The following is a 16,376-nucleotide window of genomic DNA, read 5'->3' as shown; positions in this document are numbered from 1 at the left end:
GTAGATGAACTTTGTAAAGGAATTGTAGACCTAGTGTCAGACCCAGAACGTCTGCGTTCGATGACCTATTTTCCTCATTTAAAAATTAGCTCTTTGAACGCAACTTAGTATGACTCCTCACTAACGACCAAAATTTTTCCATTGTTAAGACTAAGCCTATTAACGCATTAGCGTCGTAACTCAAAAACCTTTCAAATCTTTACCCATACAGTAGGGTTTTTGGGTCAAGTAACCCTTTGGTAGGAATTTCTCTTTAAAGTCATAATTATCTTAACTCTAGCTCTTCTTTATCCAAATATATCTAGGCTTTGGTAGCGATAGAAATGCTTAACAACAACAATTAGTTAAGACGATAAATAATCTGTTATTCGACATTTAGCCTAAAAAGGCTCTAACATTGTATTTGCAAACGTTATTAGTTTATACACAACCTAATCTCGATTCTAAAATTGCCTGGGAAGATATCAAACCTCAACTCTACTATAAATGGCACGCTGTAACGAAAATCCCATTTACTTTATGTAACGAAGCTAAGTTTATATGACTTAAAATCTTTAATATTGACCAATCCCAACAGCAACCGAGAAGCATCTAAGCAAACATCATGGCAGACGTACCTAATAGAAAACAACTACACCAAGAGAACCGCTTATCTTGGAACGAAGCGACCAAAGCACACAACAGTCATAAAAGTGACCAAGCCAAGTTTTTCAAAGCAGGTGGCAGTACCCTATTTCCAGAAGAAAAGGAACTGCTAGGTGACATCGCTGGCTTATCCTTAGTTCATCTCCAATGCAACGCAGGTCAGGACACCTTAAGTTTGGCACAACTGGGTGCTAAAGTAACTGGTGTAGATATCAGTGATGAAGCAATTGACTTTGCTCAAAAGCTATCACAAAAATCTGGCGTTTATGCAACATTCCATCGTTCTGATATTTACGATTGGTTAGCAGAAACAGCAAACACGAACGAACGTTTTGATATAGCATTTTGCTCTTACGGCGCAATCTGTTGGCTATCTAATATTAATTTATGGGCAAAAGGTATCGCATCCATACTAAAACCCAATGGGCGATTAGTTGTAGTTGAATTTCATCCAGTTGCCATGATGTTTGATGAACAATGGACGCTAAAATATCCCTATTTTGCTGACGGTCAACCCTTAACTTGGTCAGATGGCATCAGCGATTATGTAGCACAATCGGCTGGTGGGCTAACACCTTGGGTTTATGAAAAGGGAATCGAAAACTTTCGTAATCCCTATCCGTCTCATGAATTTCAATGGGGTACTGGAGAAATTATTACAGCAGTATTAGAAGCTAAGCTAAATCTAGAAGTATTCAAAGAATATTCTTATGCTAATGGTTGCAAGTTATTTGACACAATGGAAGAATTACCCGGACGGCGCATGGTTTCTCCCTCTGATATACCTTCTATCCCTTTGATGTATAGCTTATGCGCTCGGATGCCTATACTTCACGAAAATTGATGGACTCTAATATTTATTAAACTTTGAACAAAAGAAAGTGTACTTCACTGTTCCTTTGTTTTATTTTATGCTATTCAGTGATCCTAGCCATTGCATGAGCATCAACATAAGTACCAGAGCGGAAAGCGTACTTCCGAAATGTACCCTCTATTACAAAGCCATACTTTTCGTAAAGATGAATGGCGTTGGCATTATCAGTGTAAACAGTCAACTCGATGCGTTTTAGGTTAAGCCACTTTTCAGCTAAGTCTATCACTGATTCCATAAGAGCAGAGCCAATCCTTTGATTTTGGTAGTCGTCATGGACAAGCATACCTAGCTCGCCTACATGATTCCGACGCCCACCGAAGGTATGCAAACTAACCAATCCTACAACTTTTTGTTTTTGTTCCTGGTTGACAACGGCTACTAAACGATACATCCCTGTTGATGGGCTTTCTAATTTCTTTTTGATTTCATCGCGCGATTGGTAGGGCATTTGCAGGGTTCCCCACCGACATTTTGGTTGGAGAAAAAGCTCGGATACGTCTTCCCAATCAGACATTTCAAAAGCACGAATGAACATAACAGTTATCAGATAACAAATCATTTGTCGCTATCAACACATTAGTGTCGTTAATCCAAAAACCTTTCAAATTTTTTACAACAGGAGAAAGTGTGTTGATTGAGAGATTGCCGTTACTTGCTCAGCACAGGTTGTTTTGTGTTTGCTAGAGTTTCGAGTAATGATGCTGCAATCGCTGGAGAATCATATGACCTGATCTCTTGCTGAAACCGTTGGGCATTCTGCTTATAGGTTGGAGTCGATAGAATTGTTTCCACCGCACTTTTAATTTCTGCGGGTGTTGGGGTGCTTGTTTTGAGATCAATTCCGGTTCCCGTCCATTGAACTCTAGCGCAAATCTCTGGTTTTTCCTCAGTTTGTCCGGCTGTGACCATCGGCACTCCGTTTGCCAAAGCAATCTGCACGCCATTGAAGCCGCCATTTGTCACCATGACATCCACATGGGGCAACAAACAGGCATGAGGAATAAACGGTTCAATCCGCACATTCTGAGGTATTGCTTTGAGCTTGACCCTCTCAAGCGGCTGTTTTCCAGTCGTCGCAACGATTAACACCTCCTCATCTGCAAGGGCTTGAATCGTTGGCTCAATGAGATCGCTTGCTTCCGTTGCAACTGTTCCTTGAGTAACGTGAACGACAGGCCGTTCACCCTGCAACTCCTGCCACCAAGCGGGCGGTACGAAGTTAGGCGGAGCCGGAGGCAGAAAAGTGCCAATAAAGTGAACCTGGGGTGGCAAGTCACGACGCGGATATTCAAACGAGGGCGTTGTTCCTTGAAGGTAGAGAAAGGGTGAAAGTGCAGCCGTGAAAAAATCTTGCCCTTTGGGAGCCAAGCCAACACTAGACCGAACCTTATCTAAGTGAATACGGACATCCCGCATTAATACAGCACGAGAGAAAATGTTGAGTAGCTGATTCCGTAGCAGTCCGCTCATAGAAGGGTTCGGCTGCATTCCTAAGCCAAATGGAGCCGTATCGTGGCTCATAAAGGGTAAAGCAGACATCCCAAACGCTGCCCAGGGTAAACCTGTTTTTTCGTACAGCCAGGACATTCCCACAAAGAACACATCACACAATAGAATCTCTGCTGGGAATTCGTTGAGGATATCAGTAAGATCCTGTAATTGCGTCACTGCTGCATCAATAAAGCCGTGTTTGAGGTAGAACTTAAACTGTGCGACCCCTTTGAGCGCATCACGCTGTTCCAGCCAACTTTTTGGAATCGTCTCAAATCGCGTTAAATCAATCCCGCGTTGAATCGAAACGTGACGCGCACCCGTTGCTTCGACCTTTTCTTTGAATCCATGCCCGGTGTACCACCACACTTCATGCCCCTGCTCAATCAGTCGCCGCACGATGGGTAGAGCCGGATTGACGTGCCCGGTCGCTGCAATCGTGCCAATCAGAAATCGTGTCATCAGTTTATGAATTAAACGTTTATTTCATAAAGATGAAGGCTACCTCTTGCTTTTGTCAAGCGTTAATGGAACGTTTATTTCATAAACCGAGTAGGATCAAGGCAGACTCACATCAATAGACCACATACTGGCGTATGGCGCGTAAAGCACAATCCCTAGAGCAGCCGAAACGAGCGATTCGAGATGCCGAGGCAACTCAGCAGCAGATTCTTGATGCCGCCGAAATTGAGTTTGCTCAACACGGGTTACATGGCACAAGAGTTGACCCCATTGCAACTCGTGCAGGAGTCGCGCCTCGGATGATCTATTACTACTTCCAGAGTAAAGAAGGGCTATATCAAGCCGTATTGCAGCGTCCGGCTGCGTTTCTCCAATCTGTGTTTGAGCAACTTAACCTGGATGCACTGCCTGCCAATGAAGCGTTGAGATCACTGCTTCAAGCCACAATTGAGTACGAAACCACGAATCGAAATCGGGGAATGCTTTTGTTTCAGGAAGCAATTCAGAATCAAGGACGGTACTTTAAAGTCATTAATTGGCAGGAGCCGATTGCACAACTGGCAGGCCTTCTAGAACGTGGAATGCAAACGGGTGTGTTTCGCCCGCTTGATGTTCACATGACGACGCTCAATATTATTGGCATTTGTACGTTCTATGCCAATGCTTACGACAACGTGAAGCATCTCACGCCAGATGAGGATTTACTGAGTCAGGAGATGATAGAGCGTTATACGGAAGCTGCAATTCAATTAGTGCTCAGTGGTGTCCAAGCGAATACTTAGACAAATACATTCCTTGCAGTGCGATCGCACTGGTGTCCGCTCCTTTTCTACATCGTCATACATGGTTTTCCCGACTTTTAGCCTACTTTTGCCATCCCACTTGCGGCTTTTCCATGAGGCTTGTTGTTTCAAAAGCATAAGTCACCCCGCAGATCGCGCAGATCGCATCCTTCATCGCAGCCGGCTCAGTCTTGAAAAGATAAGTCGTGATCCCTGCCAGCTCAATTTTCGCAATCCTTTTATACTGTAAGCCGTGCATCCCACGGGACTAGATAGCGATCGCTGTCTCGACTTGCGATTCCTACCGAGTGAAGCTAGATTTCGGAGCGCCGAAATCTAGCGATCGCTGTCTCGACTTGCGACTCCCTGCTGAACCTCTTGAACTGTGGGAACCAGAGGGAACTCAGCTGACAATCACAACTTCAACCAAAGAATCTCCCACTGCTGCCACACGGCCCAAATCAGCAAAAGCAGATGAAGTTGCCGCATTTACAGTATTCGCTGCGTGAGAAAGCTTGCGCCAGTAACCCAGAGGCGCAACTACTACACCCAGTCGCGTAATGTCGCTAACATGAGCCGGAACCTGAAACGCTCCCCGGTCGTTGAACACCTTCACCAACTGCCCCTCGACAATACCACGAGCCGCTGCATCGGCTGGATGGACAATTACCCTTGGTTCTCTCTGTAATTTGCGGTGCTTGGGCAAATTGGCGAAGCAAGAATTAATAAACTGATGCGGTTTAGCTGATAGCAAACTTAGAGGATAACGCTCTTTTAGCGTCTGATTGCTAATCGGTGACTCCCGCTGCGGAGTATAAGTAGGCAACGGGTCTACTGGCGTTCCTGGTTGAAATTCTTCGCAGCCTTGGCGAAACGCTGGTAACACATAGTTACTATCCACAGCCATAGATGACAGGAACTCGCATTTCCCGGAAGGGGTGGGAAAGTTTCCCATAGAGTGAGGAACCAAGTCGATTTTTAACTTGGCAAACCCTTTCGTTTTGAGCAAATCCATATCAATGCCTTCTAGCGCAGGTGCAGACCAGTCCAAAACCTCGATTGCCATCTGCTCATCGCTAAGTTTAAAGCACTCTTCCTCAAACCCCATCCGAGTTGCCAAACGCCGGAAAAGTTCAATATTTGGGATGGCTTCTCCTAAAGGCGAGATCGCTGGCATATTTAAAGTTACATAGGTGTGTCCCCATGAAAACATCAAATCCAAATTCTCAACTTGAGTAGTAGCAGGCAGCAAAATGTCTGCATAATCAGCGGTATCTGTCATAAACTGCTCGCTGACAACAGTAAACAAATCCTCACGAGACAAACCCGCCACAATTTTGTCCTGTTCAGCTGCTTGGGTAACTGGGTTGCAGTTGTAGACAAACAAAGCCTTAATAGGTGGATTCAGTTCTCCAGTTAAAGTTTGACCAATCTGCCACTGGTTAACCACCCGTGTACCCGACTTAATAAACTCAGGGCGATGCACCACTTCCCAACGAATGGGGAAAGGCCACATAGGAGCCTGTAGCATTCCACCTCCCAAGTGCCGCCACGCACCCACTAAGGCAGGCAAACAGCAAATTGCCCGTATCCCCTGCCCGCCCCCTGCTTGCTTCTCCAGCGCAACTCCCAGACGAATAACTGATGGCTGCGTTGTAGCGTATTCCCTAGCCAGAGTTACGATATCTTCAGCGGGAATTCCCGTAATTTCAGCAACTCGTTCTGGTGGAAATTCGCTAACTCTTTCCTTGAGTTCTGCAAACCCAACGGTGTAATTTTCTACATAGTCCGCATCAATTAAATTTGCGTTGATAATGACATGCATCAGTCCTAATGCAAAGGCACCATCTGTACCAGGACGAATCGGAATATGCCAATCTGCTTGCGTTGCAGTCTTGGTACGAACTGGGTCAATCACAACTAACTTAGCGCCGTTTTGTCTTGCTTCTTTGATAAATGGCCACAAATGCACGTTGGTGGAGAGTACATTGCAACCCCACAAGATAATGTATTTAGAGTGGGAAAAGGTGTCTGGGTCAGTACCGTGCGTTGCACCATAGGTCATCAGCCAAGCGGTGCTAGTTCCAGAAATGCAGAAGGTGCGTTCGCTGATGGAAGCACCTAGTCGATTGAAGAAGGCGTCGCCAACAGTCAGACCGTTGAGAAGCCCTTCGTGCCCTAGGTAACTGCATGGGAGGATGGCTTCTGCACCATACTGGGCAATAATTTCTTTGAAGCGGTTGGCAATCTCGTCAAGGGCAGCGTCCCAGCTGATCCGCTCGAATTGCCCGCTACCTTTGGGTCCAACTCGCCGCATCGGGTAAAGCACTCGCTCTGGGCTGTAAACTCGGTCAAGGTAGTCGCTAACTTTGCCGCAGAGAGTGCCTTGTGTAAAAGGATGGTCTGGGTTGCCGCTTACTGATGTGGCTCTACCATTCTCCACCGTTATGAGCATGGCACAGGTATCGGGGCAATCGTGAGGACATGCGCCGAGTACAATGGTCTTTTCGCCTACAGTGCTGACCATAACTTTGCCCCGCTGATTACAGGATTGTGGTCTTATATTTAGCGATCGCGTCTCTGAAAAACTGTCAAGAAAGTTACATAAAAATGAATTCTGCTTTCGTTATCTCTACGAGCGGAATTTTTGGGACAGCAGTAGGATTTAACTAAATAAATCGGGCTGAAACTGTAATGCATTAATGGCAGAAGAACTATCCCGCGCCTCAAATAGTGGAGCAGTAGGTGGAGTGAACACTTCAACATTAAGGGCTGACGCCTTTATGCACTAATTGGAATACGGTTTCTTGAGGGCGATCACCCGCTTATTTTCAAAATTAGAAGAAATTTTGATGTCCCCAATTGGTGCTGGTTTTTGTAAGTAGCGATCACCTTGAACAAAGGATGCCTGCAACCGCATTCAGTAGAAGGGATAAGTATAAATATTTACAGGTATTGGCGGACAGCTCTCACTTAAGACGCTATCTTTAACACTTGCTCCCCAGAAGAAACAACTTTATCTACAAAGTGGGAGGCGCGGTGATAAGTCAATGTGAGTCGAAAGGTTTTACTGCCTGACCCGCATAGCTTCGACTGCGACAGTGACCCAGTTGGCTGTGAAAAAAGGTAAATGAGAGATGGGGAAAGGCGATCACTCACTTAAACGGGTCAGGCTAAATAGATAAACCACTTTACCGCCAGTAACGAGGTCTGCCACGAAACACCCTTGGCAGTGCGGAGAGCCTCGATCTCCAGCACATCTGGTCTACTGACAGATGGGATTAAGCTACTTGACCATTCATACATGAGGTCTAATCTCCCTGCCGTTGTCCCAAAAGAGCCTTTATCACCACGACATAGGTGAGATGAGAATCACATCAATTTAAAAGTTTAACGACATAAGTTTGATAACACGACAAAGAATTTCTTTTCCGACAGCAGGAGTTGAGACAACTACCAAATTGCTACTTTGGTGGCTAGAGCACTTGAAAAGGTGCCAGTTTACGAGATGGAATCGCAAAAGTTTCCTAAATCATAACTGGTACCTTCTTCCATCTAAGGCTGTCTTAGATGGAAGAAGTGATGAATACAATCACCGGGATCGCTGTCCCCGTCTTACAAATGGTCGGCGATTCGTTGGAGAACTTCTCCATTTAGCCGATTAGCTAGCTCAATGCCTGGTTGCAACTTGTTACGGCAGGTTTGGAAAGTGTAGTCTTTGTTAGCCGTTCGCAAGTCATGCTTCATCCAGAATGCGATTGATTCCTCTTCTGCATGAGTTGCCAATCTATCCTTAATGAAGGTACGGAATATTTTCCTTAAAGTGTGGGGGGCCAACGGGGTTCCAGTTAGCCGTTCAATTGGATACCTAACTTTTGAAGTCATCTGTGAAGCATCATTCAATGGCTTCTTATTTCTCGGACCAAAGAAAAGATAGTTATGCTCTTCCGGCTGGAGAACGCTTCTCATTCCTTTATAAGTAATTTTATGGCGTCGATGGACGCTCACGACTTCATCGTAAAGCCACTGATTCAAATAATCGTAAAAGTACGAACCATCGGGAAATTGAGTATTGGGAACCTCGCCAACCCACTCTCCATAAGCATCGCCAGTTTTGTAATCGTCGGGTAGGAGATGAATGTAATAGCGGCCTTCCAAAGGATTAAGCATCCGGTCTTTGGGAATAAAAATATCCCCGTGAAAACTCCCGTGTTTGAAGGTTTCGCCTATTCGGAGTTCGCGGAATGTCCGGCCTCGGTCCGGAGGAACCAGTACAAAGAAAGCAAAAATCAGGAATCGCATAAAGGAGTTAGCTCTAGCCTGCATAGAACGCTTTTTTGGCTGAATAATCCCGCTTTTTAAATTCGCGTCAACATGGGTAAGATTGGCTTCTATCCTGAGTTTTTCTAAAGCTAATAAAGTTTGCTCCCAGGTGATAGCCTTCTCGTGATAAGGTACCGCCGGGCGGGAGCTGCGTTTTTCCTTCTCCAAGTTATTGCAGAAAACTCTCAATCGTCGTACAACCGGAACATCCATGCACTCTAGAGAATAATCTTCATCTGTCTCATCGCGATAAAGGAATTTCGCTAAAGATATTACTCCCTCGACGTACATTGCCTTTGTACCCGGGTTTGGCGGATTTTTTAACCAGTTGAAGTAGTCTTCCAACTTTTTTACGGTTTCTGTAGCGACTTCCCTAGCTTCTTCCGTTGCCAAGCCTTTGGCATAGATAAACTTGTCATAACTGTCGAAATCCCGCAGGGAATACTTCAGTCGAATTATTGGAATAAGGGAGCTGAGAGATAGTTCTTGCAGAGGAATTTCTTTGGCCCGGTATAGCCACCCTAAAAATCTTTTGGCATGTTCACGACGGATTTTTCGGCTAGATTCCTTATAGCCACGTGCTTTCATCCAATTCTCAAAGACTTGAATTTCTTCAAATATTTTGGCAAGGGCTTGCTTAATGCTCTCCGATTCCTCACTGGATTCGGGGGAGTAATCTTTTACATTAAAGCTTAGAGCAAACTTATTTAGCGTATCGGCTGGTCGGTTAGTTAATTTCTTCCGCTTCATCACCCCCTTCCCTTTGAAGTAAAACCTGTAGACTTGCGTTTCACTGCTTTCATTTAGTGACCCAGTAACTAGCCAATTTTGCTCATCAACCCAATTCAACAACTTGTTCAGGTAGCTTCTTGGCTTAGACTGTTGGTCCGCTGGGGTTTGGAGCAGTTTAAAGGTTTTTTCCTGCGCCTTCCGGAACTCAGAGAGTTTGGAAAGAGGCAGAGTCGCGAGAAATTGACGAATGGTTAAAATTTCGTTTGCCGTGAGCCGTTTTCCTTGAGGCATTACTCCAGAAAGGGCTGGAATCGTAAACCGAAATAAGCTACTCTGAATTAAGGAAAAATCATTGGAATCGTTCAGATGTCTATATGCATCAACGGCTTCCAATACATTCGTTGGAATCCCAAAAAGCGGTGTTCTATTGTCCATGCTTTTGCCTTATTTAGGTGTTTTTGTTCATACGCATTAACGAAAAAATTATTAGATATCATTTTCGCTAATGCATACTCAAGCCTGCCTTCTCCTGATTACAGAACAAAAAAGAGTCAGTAGCATATACGGCACCCCTGTTTACGCAATAATGGACTATACCAAATTGATGTCAAGGCTCCTCTAGATTATGCTTGAATTACTGAAACCTCTATTAATTTTTAATAGTTTACTTGTCAATCAGTTTTATAAAAAGCTTGCTGGGAAAGCTTTTTAGGCGGTTATTTTAAAAATGAACTTGATTAAAGCGCTTAATCAAGAAGCCAAAGCTAACAACAAAGTCTTGCAAAAATTGAAGTAATTAAGCTTTAAGTTTGACAAAAACCTTCTATAAACCCCTTCTCTAGTTATAGAAGGCTGAAAATTCTCTATTCATGCACATAAACAAAGCCTATGTATGGCAAGGGTTAGAACAGATAGAATTTTTCAAGCCTCCTTATAGAACGCCTTTTACGCTGGTATTAGAAAATAAATTTTGCGATTTGGTTCGTGCGTATAAACTGGAGTAACCGATGGTAAAGATTAGAAAGAGTAGTATTAGGCCAGAGTACCGAAAAAAGCCAAGCCATAAAGGAAAGCAGTGCCAGCGGGGGAAAGGATTAATTTACGATGAGCTAAAAGAAAGATTAAACCTGACAATTACTCCCACTGGAAAAGCCTTGCTTGAAGCTAAAGCTAAAGCGGAACGATGTAGCATTTCAACACTGATTGAAGAGTTTGCTAGAAGTGCAGATCTTGAAGAATTTCATGTGAGCGCTGACCTTCAACCTTCTACTTCCTTCGAGAAGACGAAAGAAATTTTACCGTCACCGCAACCGTCGCAGAAGTCAACAGAATAACCGAGTTCACCGTTAATATTCCGAAGCAACCCACTCTAATAGATACAACTCTTAGAATGGGTGTGTGGTTCCGGTAATAGAAGTAATTGCAGTTACTATTACCCAACCTTCAGTGGTTATAATAATCTCACTTTTCATCTAGATGAAGCACCATTGGGACATCTTCCCTCTGTTGTGATACATATTGAATTAGCTCCATCAGAGCCAACTAGACAACCTTTTATGAATTCATTTTTTTATCGCTTAGACTCCTGTGGGTTGTAGCCATTCTCTATCAATGAAAGCTATTTATCCAATACCCAAGGATTGTCCACTTCTGATGGGAGCAGTGATGTGAATGAGTGCTAGTAGCTCTTCTCGAAAACACAAACCTCTCTCTCACTCTGTCTTGAAATTGCTTTCTAAAAAGCTATTGTCTCACGCTTATTTCCGCTTAACTGGCGGATGATTTTAATGACCTTTCAGTCCCGTCAAGCGGAATTTCAGTTTTGCGACATCTAAATCCCATCCAAGAGCTGGAACTATGTTTCTGTTAAATCGGCATCCGTCATATAGAGTGCCTAATATAATCCTATAGTTAGGCACTCCAGTTGATTGACCCGAACCCAACTGATGAGTAGGATGCCTAACATAGCCCTATAGTTAGGCACTCCGTTCATGTTTATCCGAACTAAAATTATTAAAGGTCAACCTTACCGTTACCTGGTCGAAACTTATAAAACCGCTGACGGTCAGAAACGCCAAAAGGTACTTAAATATTTAGGTCATGCTCCCACCCTACCGGATGATGCTCCAACGGCTGTTGTACTGTTTGCTGGAGGCGGTGGGGTAGAAGCTGGAATGGTCATGGCTGGTGTTAAACCTGTCTTGAGCGTAGAATGCGACCCCAGTCGAATAAAACTCTCTGCCGCACTTGCTGCCTCGTTATCCTTGAACTTCAAACCCTATGGAACGAAGGTTGTTCAACAAACAGTTCAAGAACTCGCTCTTGGCGGTTTTCCCGGATTCCCCCAGCCGGATTATTTGCACGCTTCTCCGGTCTGTTCAAACTTTAGTAAGGCGCGGGGAAAGCGTACGGAGCAACCAGTGGATTTGGAAGCAGCGACTGCTGTAGCCACTGCGATCCGGGTATTGCAGCCCAAATGTTTCACGCTGGAGAATGTATCGGGGTACCGACAATCCAAATCATGGCAGATTATTCAGGATGAGCTTGTAGGGTTGGGATATCAGATAACCGCCGCGGTGCTGGATGCGGCAGATTATGGGGTTCCTCAGTCTCGAAAGCGATTGATTGTCAAAGCCGCAAGAGGAAAAGCGCCTGGGCTACCACCTAAGCAAGGCCGGGTAGGCTGGTATCCGTTTGTTAAAGATTTAATCCCATCGCTGCCCTCATCTCAACTTCTCCCAAATCAACAGAAGGTACTTGAAGAGAAGCTGGCGATTTGTCCGGAGATTCCAGCTCTGCTGATTGAGCGAATCGGGTATAGGAACGTTTTGCCGAAACTGAGAGAACCCACAGAGCCAATCTGGACGATTAAGAGAGCCATCTTTACAGACCAGAGGCAAGGTGTTCGCAGCCGGTTTATTGATTTGTGGTGTTCAAATGGCACGGTTAAGAGATTAACGGTGGAAGCAGCAGCGCGGCTTCAAGGTTTCCCTAACTGGTATTACTTACCCGAACGAATCGATGTGGCAGGCTCGCTTCTGGGTTATAGCGTGCCGCCGCACTTTGCACAGCAACTTTACTCACCTTGAGCGATCGCTCAAGGTGGGGAGCGTTATTGGACTTTCTAAAACAGACCTAGAGCGGGCGAGAGCGATCGCACAAGGTAAATCGGAATCTTTATTGGAATCTAAAACAGACCCAGAGCGGGCAAGAGCGATCGCACAAGGTGAATCGGAATCGTTATTGGACTTTCTAAAACAGACCCAGAGCGGGCGAGAGCGATCGCACAAGGTAAATCGGAATCGTTATTGGAATCTAAAACAGACCTAGAGCGGGCGGGAGCGATCGCACGCTGACAACTTCAATAAACTTAACCGAATGTGCTTATGCACTACAGAAATTAGGATTTTCCCAAAAATGAAGAAAAATCTTTATCAATTTCGCGTGCGAGTTCAACCTGCCCGCTTATAATTCTTTCAGGCCTCGCAAGTTGACTTGGCATCGAATGCTTCCAGGACGACCGCGTTCTGAGAAGTCAACCCGGAAGTGACTTCAACTTTCAAGAAAAGCACTCTTCAAGAGCGCTATTGATCAACAACTAAATATTTGCCACGGGCTAGGAATTTTTTCCTAACTCAGAAGGTGCGAAAGTTTGCCAACGATACCACCAACTGAGAATGCGCGATGAAGGCTAACCACGAAATTAATCGTGGGGAGCTAGACCGTGGCAATTACATTTTACTGAATCTGGCTCCAAACTTGTCAAAAATTTTCAACTTTTTTTGCTCAAGTTGATTCAAAGAATCAGTAAATCCTCGCTCCAGAGCCTCCATCGCGCACTACATATACTTTTGGAGGTTTTTATGGTTGCGCCAACATCTGGAAACAAATCTTTTTCTTCAGTCGAATCTTTCCCAGCTCACCGGGAAGAATGGGTCAACGGCAGCGGAACCTTGGATGAAATCGCTGGCCTCAACCTCAAAAGTCTGGATAACCCAACCAAAATTGCTCAGCTACTCTCCTGGAAAGCCTACGGTGGCACAGCTGGCTGGTACGTTCGAGGAATTGACCCGATAACCGGCGCTGACCGAAATTTCGGGCAGTTCAAACCCAACGAACCGATTCAATTTCCCGATTCGGATAAACCGCAAAAATATTTCAGTTTCCCCAAAGGCGCTGTCTCAGAAGCTATCTTCCTGCGAATTTCCTTGAGCGCTTGGCATCTGGTCGCTTGCCGTTATGGGGTGACTATGCCTCATCAGATTGAAATCAATGATTTGGGTGAAGCCCTTGGTTTCTGGACTTGGGTACTAGAACACCCGGAAATCCCGATTACCATCACCGAGGGCGTTAAAAAAGCTGCTTGCTTGCTTTCCGGCGGTTATGTCGGAATCGCTCTAACTGGGGTCTGGAACGGTCAGCAAAAGAAACGGACTTTGATACCGACCTTACAGCCTTTCGTTACCGCAGGACGCCCGGTTGACTTGGCATTTGACGCGGATATTGTGGTCAAGTCCGAAGTCCAATCCGCCCTCAAGTTCTTGGGTCATCTGCTTAATATTGCCAAAGCAATTGTCCGCATTGTCACTTGGGACTTACAACTAGGAAAGGGTTGCGATGATTTCATCGTGGCTCATGGTCAAGAGAAATGGGACGAAGTTGTGAATAACGCTACACCTTATAGTGAATGGCTCAAGAAACTGGAACAGCAGTTTCACGGATACCGCAATGCTGACAATCAGCGTCAAAGAACCGGAAAGATTCCCCCAGCAGATCTGGTGGCTCATGAAATCGCCGCAGAATACCGCGAACAACTCGCCTTCAACGATGAAATCGGTTATTGGATGCGCTATGAAGCTGACAATCCCGGTATCTGGTCTATCGAGACGAATGAATATATGGAGTCGATTGTCGCCAAAATTTTGGATTCCAAAGGAATCCGAGGTTATGGTACCTATAGCTATGTCACCAACGTGGTGAAGAGCCTGCGGGTTTTGCTGATCAAACGCAAATGGGTGGAACCCTCCCCGAAAGAACTGCTCCCTTTCCGCAACGGGGTTCTGGAAGTATCTACAGGTAAGCTCCTACCTCACTCGCCAGGTTATCACCTCACCTGGCAGTTACCCCGCGACCACGACCCCAATGGCAGCAATTGGAGCCGGATTGAAGCGTTTCTTGACCATCTTTCCAACGGGAATACAGCGATTAAGGAAACCTTACTGTGTTTTTGCAATGCGGTCTTAAAAGGACGCAAAGACCTGCACAAGTTCCTGCACTTGATTGGTCTGGGGGGAACGGGTAAGGGAACCTTTGGACGGCTGCTGACCGATTTAATCGGCTCTGACAACATCTACAGCACGACTTTGGAAGACTGGTGTGGGAATCGATTTGAAGCTGCTAACGCTTATAAGAAGCGTTTAGTCGTGTTCTGGGATGAAGATAAGCAGACTGGGAAACTCGGTAAGTTTCTCTCTTTGACGGGTGATGATTGGATACGCGCTGAAGAGAAGGGGAAAAAAGGCTTCCAGTATCAATATGACGGCTTGACGCTGGTTTTATCGAATCTTCCGATTTTCACTGGAGATGCTGCCTCGCGGATAGCACGACGGGTAATTACGGTACCTTGCAATAATCCGGTCTCCACCCGCTCGCGTCGCGACCTGAATGCTGAGTTCAGTGGCGAGTTAGATGCTTTTACCAATCATGTTTTAAGTCTTTCGGATGCCCATGTCACTAAGGTGCTGATGGGGCTGGTGGATATCCCAGAATGCACGTTGGAATTTTGGGAAAACCGCGCCCGTGTTGATTCGATTGCTGCTTGGGTCAATGACTGGGTAATTTACGATGTTTTGGCGGTGACTCCGGTTGGTAACGATAAGGAGGAGGGATTCAACGGCGCTCCTCGGACTTTGTACGGGTCGTATTGCTTGCACTGCAAACAATCTGGTACTTCTCCCAAAGCCAATAAGAATTTCAGCCCAGATTTATTGGAGTTGTGTCGGAGTGTCTTGGGTTGGGAGGTGTCGCGCAAGGTAACGAAAATCGGGAAGTTTATTCAGGGATTGAGGCTGCGGACTGAGTGGGATCAAGAGATTCCAACCCATGACTTTTTGTTGATGCAGCGGGTGACGGATGAGAATTCTGGCGGTCGCTCGGAAGATGACGGATTGCGTAATGGAGTGGGTGACGGGTCACAAGTTTTGCCAGCTAAGGTTTCTAGCTTAAGTGACGAATCTTCTTTAATTTATAAAGGAGATCCAATATCTGAATTAGTAGTGACAATCCAATCTAATCATGAACAATGGGGAACTCCTCAGGTGACACCGAGGTTCAACCTTTTATTAGATAAGGGTTCTGAAGAGTCACGAGCATTGGACACTGTGTTTGTCACCGGCGAGGAAACCCTAGAGGGACAGTTAGCCAACTTAGAGTCAGCAGCATCAGACACCACATCTGATGCTGCTGAGGAAACTCCAGCGTTGCAATTGGCTAACTTACTATTGCAGTGTCAGACTTGGGCCGAGATAGAGAATGCGGTTTCTTTATATGAGGCTTACAAGAATGAAGCCTGGAAGCTTCTAGACCCGCAGCAGCAACGACGCATTAAAACCCTCAAGGTGAGGTCCTTACTCCGAGTGGGTTCGCGGGTCTGTATTGACCCAAGTTCTTGGAGTCCTTTATCGCCTTATATCGGAAAGCTAGGCACGGTCAGGAAGGTGACAGATTTCGGCTACTACGAGGTGCAACCAGACGGGGAAAATAAGCGAATCAATTATGGAGTTGAAGACCTCAAACCTGTGGAAACGCCACTTGGGTTCGGCAAGCGGTAACTTTCTTTTGTCAGCACCAGATAGACAAGCATTCCGCCCTGTGGAAACGCCACTTGGGTAACGCTTGCGGTAACTCCGGGTAGACGAAGCTAAAATCTCTCGCTGAACTGGCTTTTCGCTCTATTAGACCTCCTGCATGAATGGTCAAGTAGTGTGCCAGTTCATAATCGAGATTGCACAATAAGGGAGTAGATCAGCATCAAGACACTGGGGAGTTGGTATGCCGTATACGGAGCT

11 protein-coding genes are annotated in these 16,376 nt (G+C 45.5%); 6 read left to right on the top strand and 5 right to left on the bottom strand.

Going from position 1 to position 16,376, the window contains the following annotated elements; all coding sequences use genetic code 11:
• Window positions 1-604: 604 nt before the first annotated feature.
• On the top strand, window positions 605-1,489 hold the full coding sequence (locus tag NDA03_RS27305; RefSeq protein ID WP_190416246.1) for a class I SAM-dependent methyltransferase: 885 nt from the start codon (window positions 605-607) through the stop codon (window positions 1,487-1,489).
• A 70-nt stretch (window positions 1,490-1,559) separates the two neighbouring features.
• On the opposite strand, the gene NDA03_RS27300 is transcribed toward NDA03_RS27305, so the two are convergent.
• The gene (locus NDA03_RS27300; protein ID WP_199305073.1) at window positions 1,560-2,054 is read right to left on the bottom strand and encodes a GNAT family N-acetyltransferase; all 495 of its coding nucleotides are present in this window, start codon (window positions 2,052-2,054) and stop codon (window positions 1,560-1,562) included.
• A gap of 113 nt (window positions 2,055-2,167) precedes the next feature.
• A complete protein-coding gene (locus NDA03_RS27295; protein WP_190416248.1) occupies window positions 2,168-3,472 on the bottom strand; it encodes a nucleotide disphospho-sugar-binding domain-containing protein in 1,305 nt (434 codons plus the stop codon).
• A gap of 134 nt (window positions 3,473-3,606) precedes the next feature.
• On the opposite strand from NDA03_RS27295, the gene NDA03_RS27290 reads away from it, so the two are divergent.
• On the top strand, window positions 3,607-4,254 hold the full coding sequence (locus NDA03_RS27290; protein WP_190416249.1) for a TetR/AcrR family transcriptional regulator: 648 nt from the start codon (window positions 3,607-3,609) through the stop codon (window positions 4,252-4,254).
• A gap of 403 nt (window positions 4,255-4,657) precedes the next feature.
• Here the strand turns inward: NDA03_RS27290 and NDA03_RS27285 are convergent, their stop codons facing one another.
• The 3 genes from NDA03_RS27285 to NDA03_RS27275 all read right to left on the bottom strand — a co-directional run bounded on the left by NDA03_RS27285 (window position 4,658) and on the right by NDA03_RS27275 (window position 9,744).
• On the bottom strand, window positions 4,658-6,781 hold the full coding sequence (locus tag NDA03_RS27285; RefSeq protein WP_190416250.1) for a molybdopterin oxidoreductase family protein: 2,124 nt from the start codon (window positions 6,779-6,781) through the stop codon (window positions 4,658-4,660).
• A 641-nt stretch (window positions 6,782-7,422) separates the two neighbouring features.
• Complete coding sequence (locus NDA03_RS27280) at window positions 7,423-7,560, bottom strand: hypothetical protein (RefSeq protein ID WP_190416251.1); 138 nt, start codon at window positions 7,558-7,560, stop codon at window positions 7,423-7,425.
• A 309-nt stretch (window positions 7,561-7,869) separates the two neighbouring features.
• Complete coding sequence (locus NDA03_RS27275) at window positions 7,870-9,744, bottom strand: hypothetical protein (protein WP_348239769.1); 1,875 nt, start codon at window positions 9,742-9,744, stop codon at window positions 7,870-7,872.
• 572 nt (window positions 9,745-10,316) lie between these two features.
• On the opposite strand from NDA03_RS27275, the gene NDA03_RS27270 reads away from it, so the two are divergent.
• The 4 genes from NDA03_RS27270 (at window position 10,317) to NDA03_RS27255 (ending at window position 16,139) form a co-directional block, all read left to right on the top strand.
• On the top strand, window positions 10,317-10,643 hold the full coding sequence (locus NDA03_RS27270; RefSeq protein WP_348239768.1) for a hypothetical protein: 327 nt from the start codon (window positions 10,317-10,319) through the stop codon (window positions 10,641-10,643).
• Window positions 10,644-11,300: 657 nt separating this feature from the next.
• Window positions 11,301-12,398: a DNA cytosine methyltransferase gene (locus tag NDA03_RS27265; RefSeq protein WP_348239767.1), complete on the top strand. Its 1,098-nt coding sequence runs from the start codon at window positions 11,301-11,303 to the stop codon at window positions 12,396-12,398.
• Window positions 12,373-12,639: a hypothetical protein gene (locus tag NDA03_RS27260; protein WP_348239766.1), complete on the top strand. Its 267-nt coding sequence runs from the start codon at window positions 12,373-12,375 to the stop codon at window positions 12,637-12,639. Before NDA03_RS27265 ends, NDA03_RS27260 begins: the two co-directional genes overlap by 26 nt.
• Before the next feature lie 533 nt (window positions 12,640-13,172).
• Window positions 13,173-16,139 (top strand): DUF3854 domain-containing protein, encoded by a 2,967-nt coding sequence (locus NDA03_RS27255; RefSeq protein ID WP_190416157.1) that lies wholly within the window; start codon window positions 13,173-13,175, stop codon window positions 16,137-16,139.
• The last annotated feature ends 237 nt before the right edge of the window (window positions 16,140-16,376 follow it).

The sequence above is a fragment of the Trichocoleus sp. Lan genome, from assembly GCF_039961855.1.
Taxonomy (GTDB): domain Bacteria; phylum Cyanobacteriota; class Cyanobacteriia; order Cyanobacteriales; family FACHB-T130; genus FACHB-T130.
Note: the sequence above shows the minus strand (reverse complement) of the source record. Positions and strands in the feature narration are given on the sequence as shown.

Bases quoted from the DNA above. Each gene is read 5' to 3' on its own strand.
- NDA03_RS27305 (WP_190416246.1), top strand. From the start codon at position 605: ATGGCAGACGTACCTAATAGAAAACAACTACACCAAGAGAACCGCTTA.
- NDA03_RS27300 (WP_199305073.1), bottom strand. From the start codon at position 2,054: ATGTTCATTCGTGCTTTTGAAATGTCTGATTGGGAAGACGTATCCGAG.
- NDA03_RS27295 (WP_190416248.1), bottom strand. From the start codon at position 3,472: ATGACACGATTTCTGATTGGCACGATTGCAGCGACCGGGCACGTCAAT.
- NDA03_RS27290 (WP_190416249.1), top strand. From the start codon at position 3,607: ATGGCGCGTAAAGCACAATCCCTAGAGCAGCCGAAACGAGCGATTCGA.
- NDA03_RS27285 (WP_190416250.1), bottom strand. From the start codon at position 6,781: ATGGTCAGCACTGTAGGCGAAAAGACCATTGTACTCGGCGCATGTCCT.
- NDA03_RS27280 (WP_190416251.1), bottom strand. From the start codon at position 7,560: ATGTATGAATGGTCAAGTAGCTTAATCCCATCTGTCAGTAGACCAGAT.
- NDA03_RS27275 (WP_348239769.1), bottom strand. From the start codon at position 9,744: ATGGACAATAGAACACCGCTTTTTGGGATTCCAACGAATGTATTGGAA.
- NDA03_RS27270 (WP_348239768.1), top strand. From the start codon at position 10,317: ATGGTAAAGATTAGAAAGAGTAGTATTAGGCCAGAGTACCGAAAAAAG.
- NDA03_RS27265 (WP_348239767.1), top strand. From the start codon at position 11,301: ATGTTTATCCGAACTAAAATTATTAAAGGTCAACCTTACCGTTACCTG.
- NDA03_RS27255 (WP_190416157.1), top strand. From the start codon at position 13,173: ATGGTTGCGCCAACATCTGGAAACAAATCTTTTTCTTCAGTCGAATCT.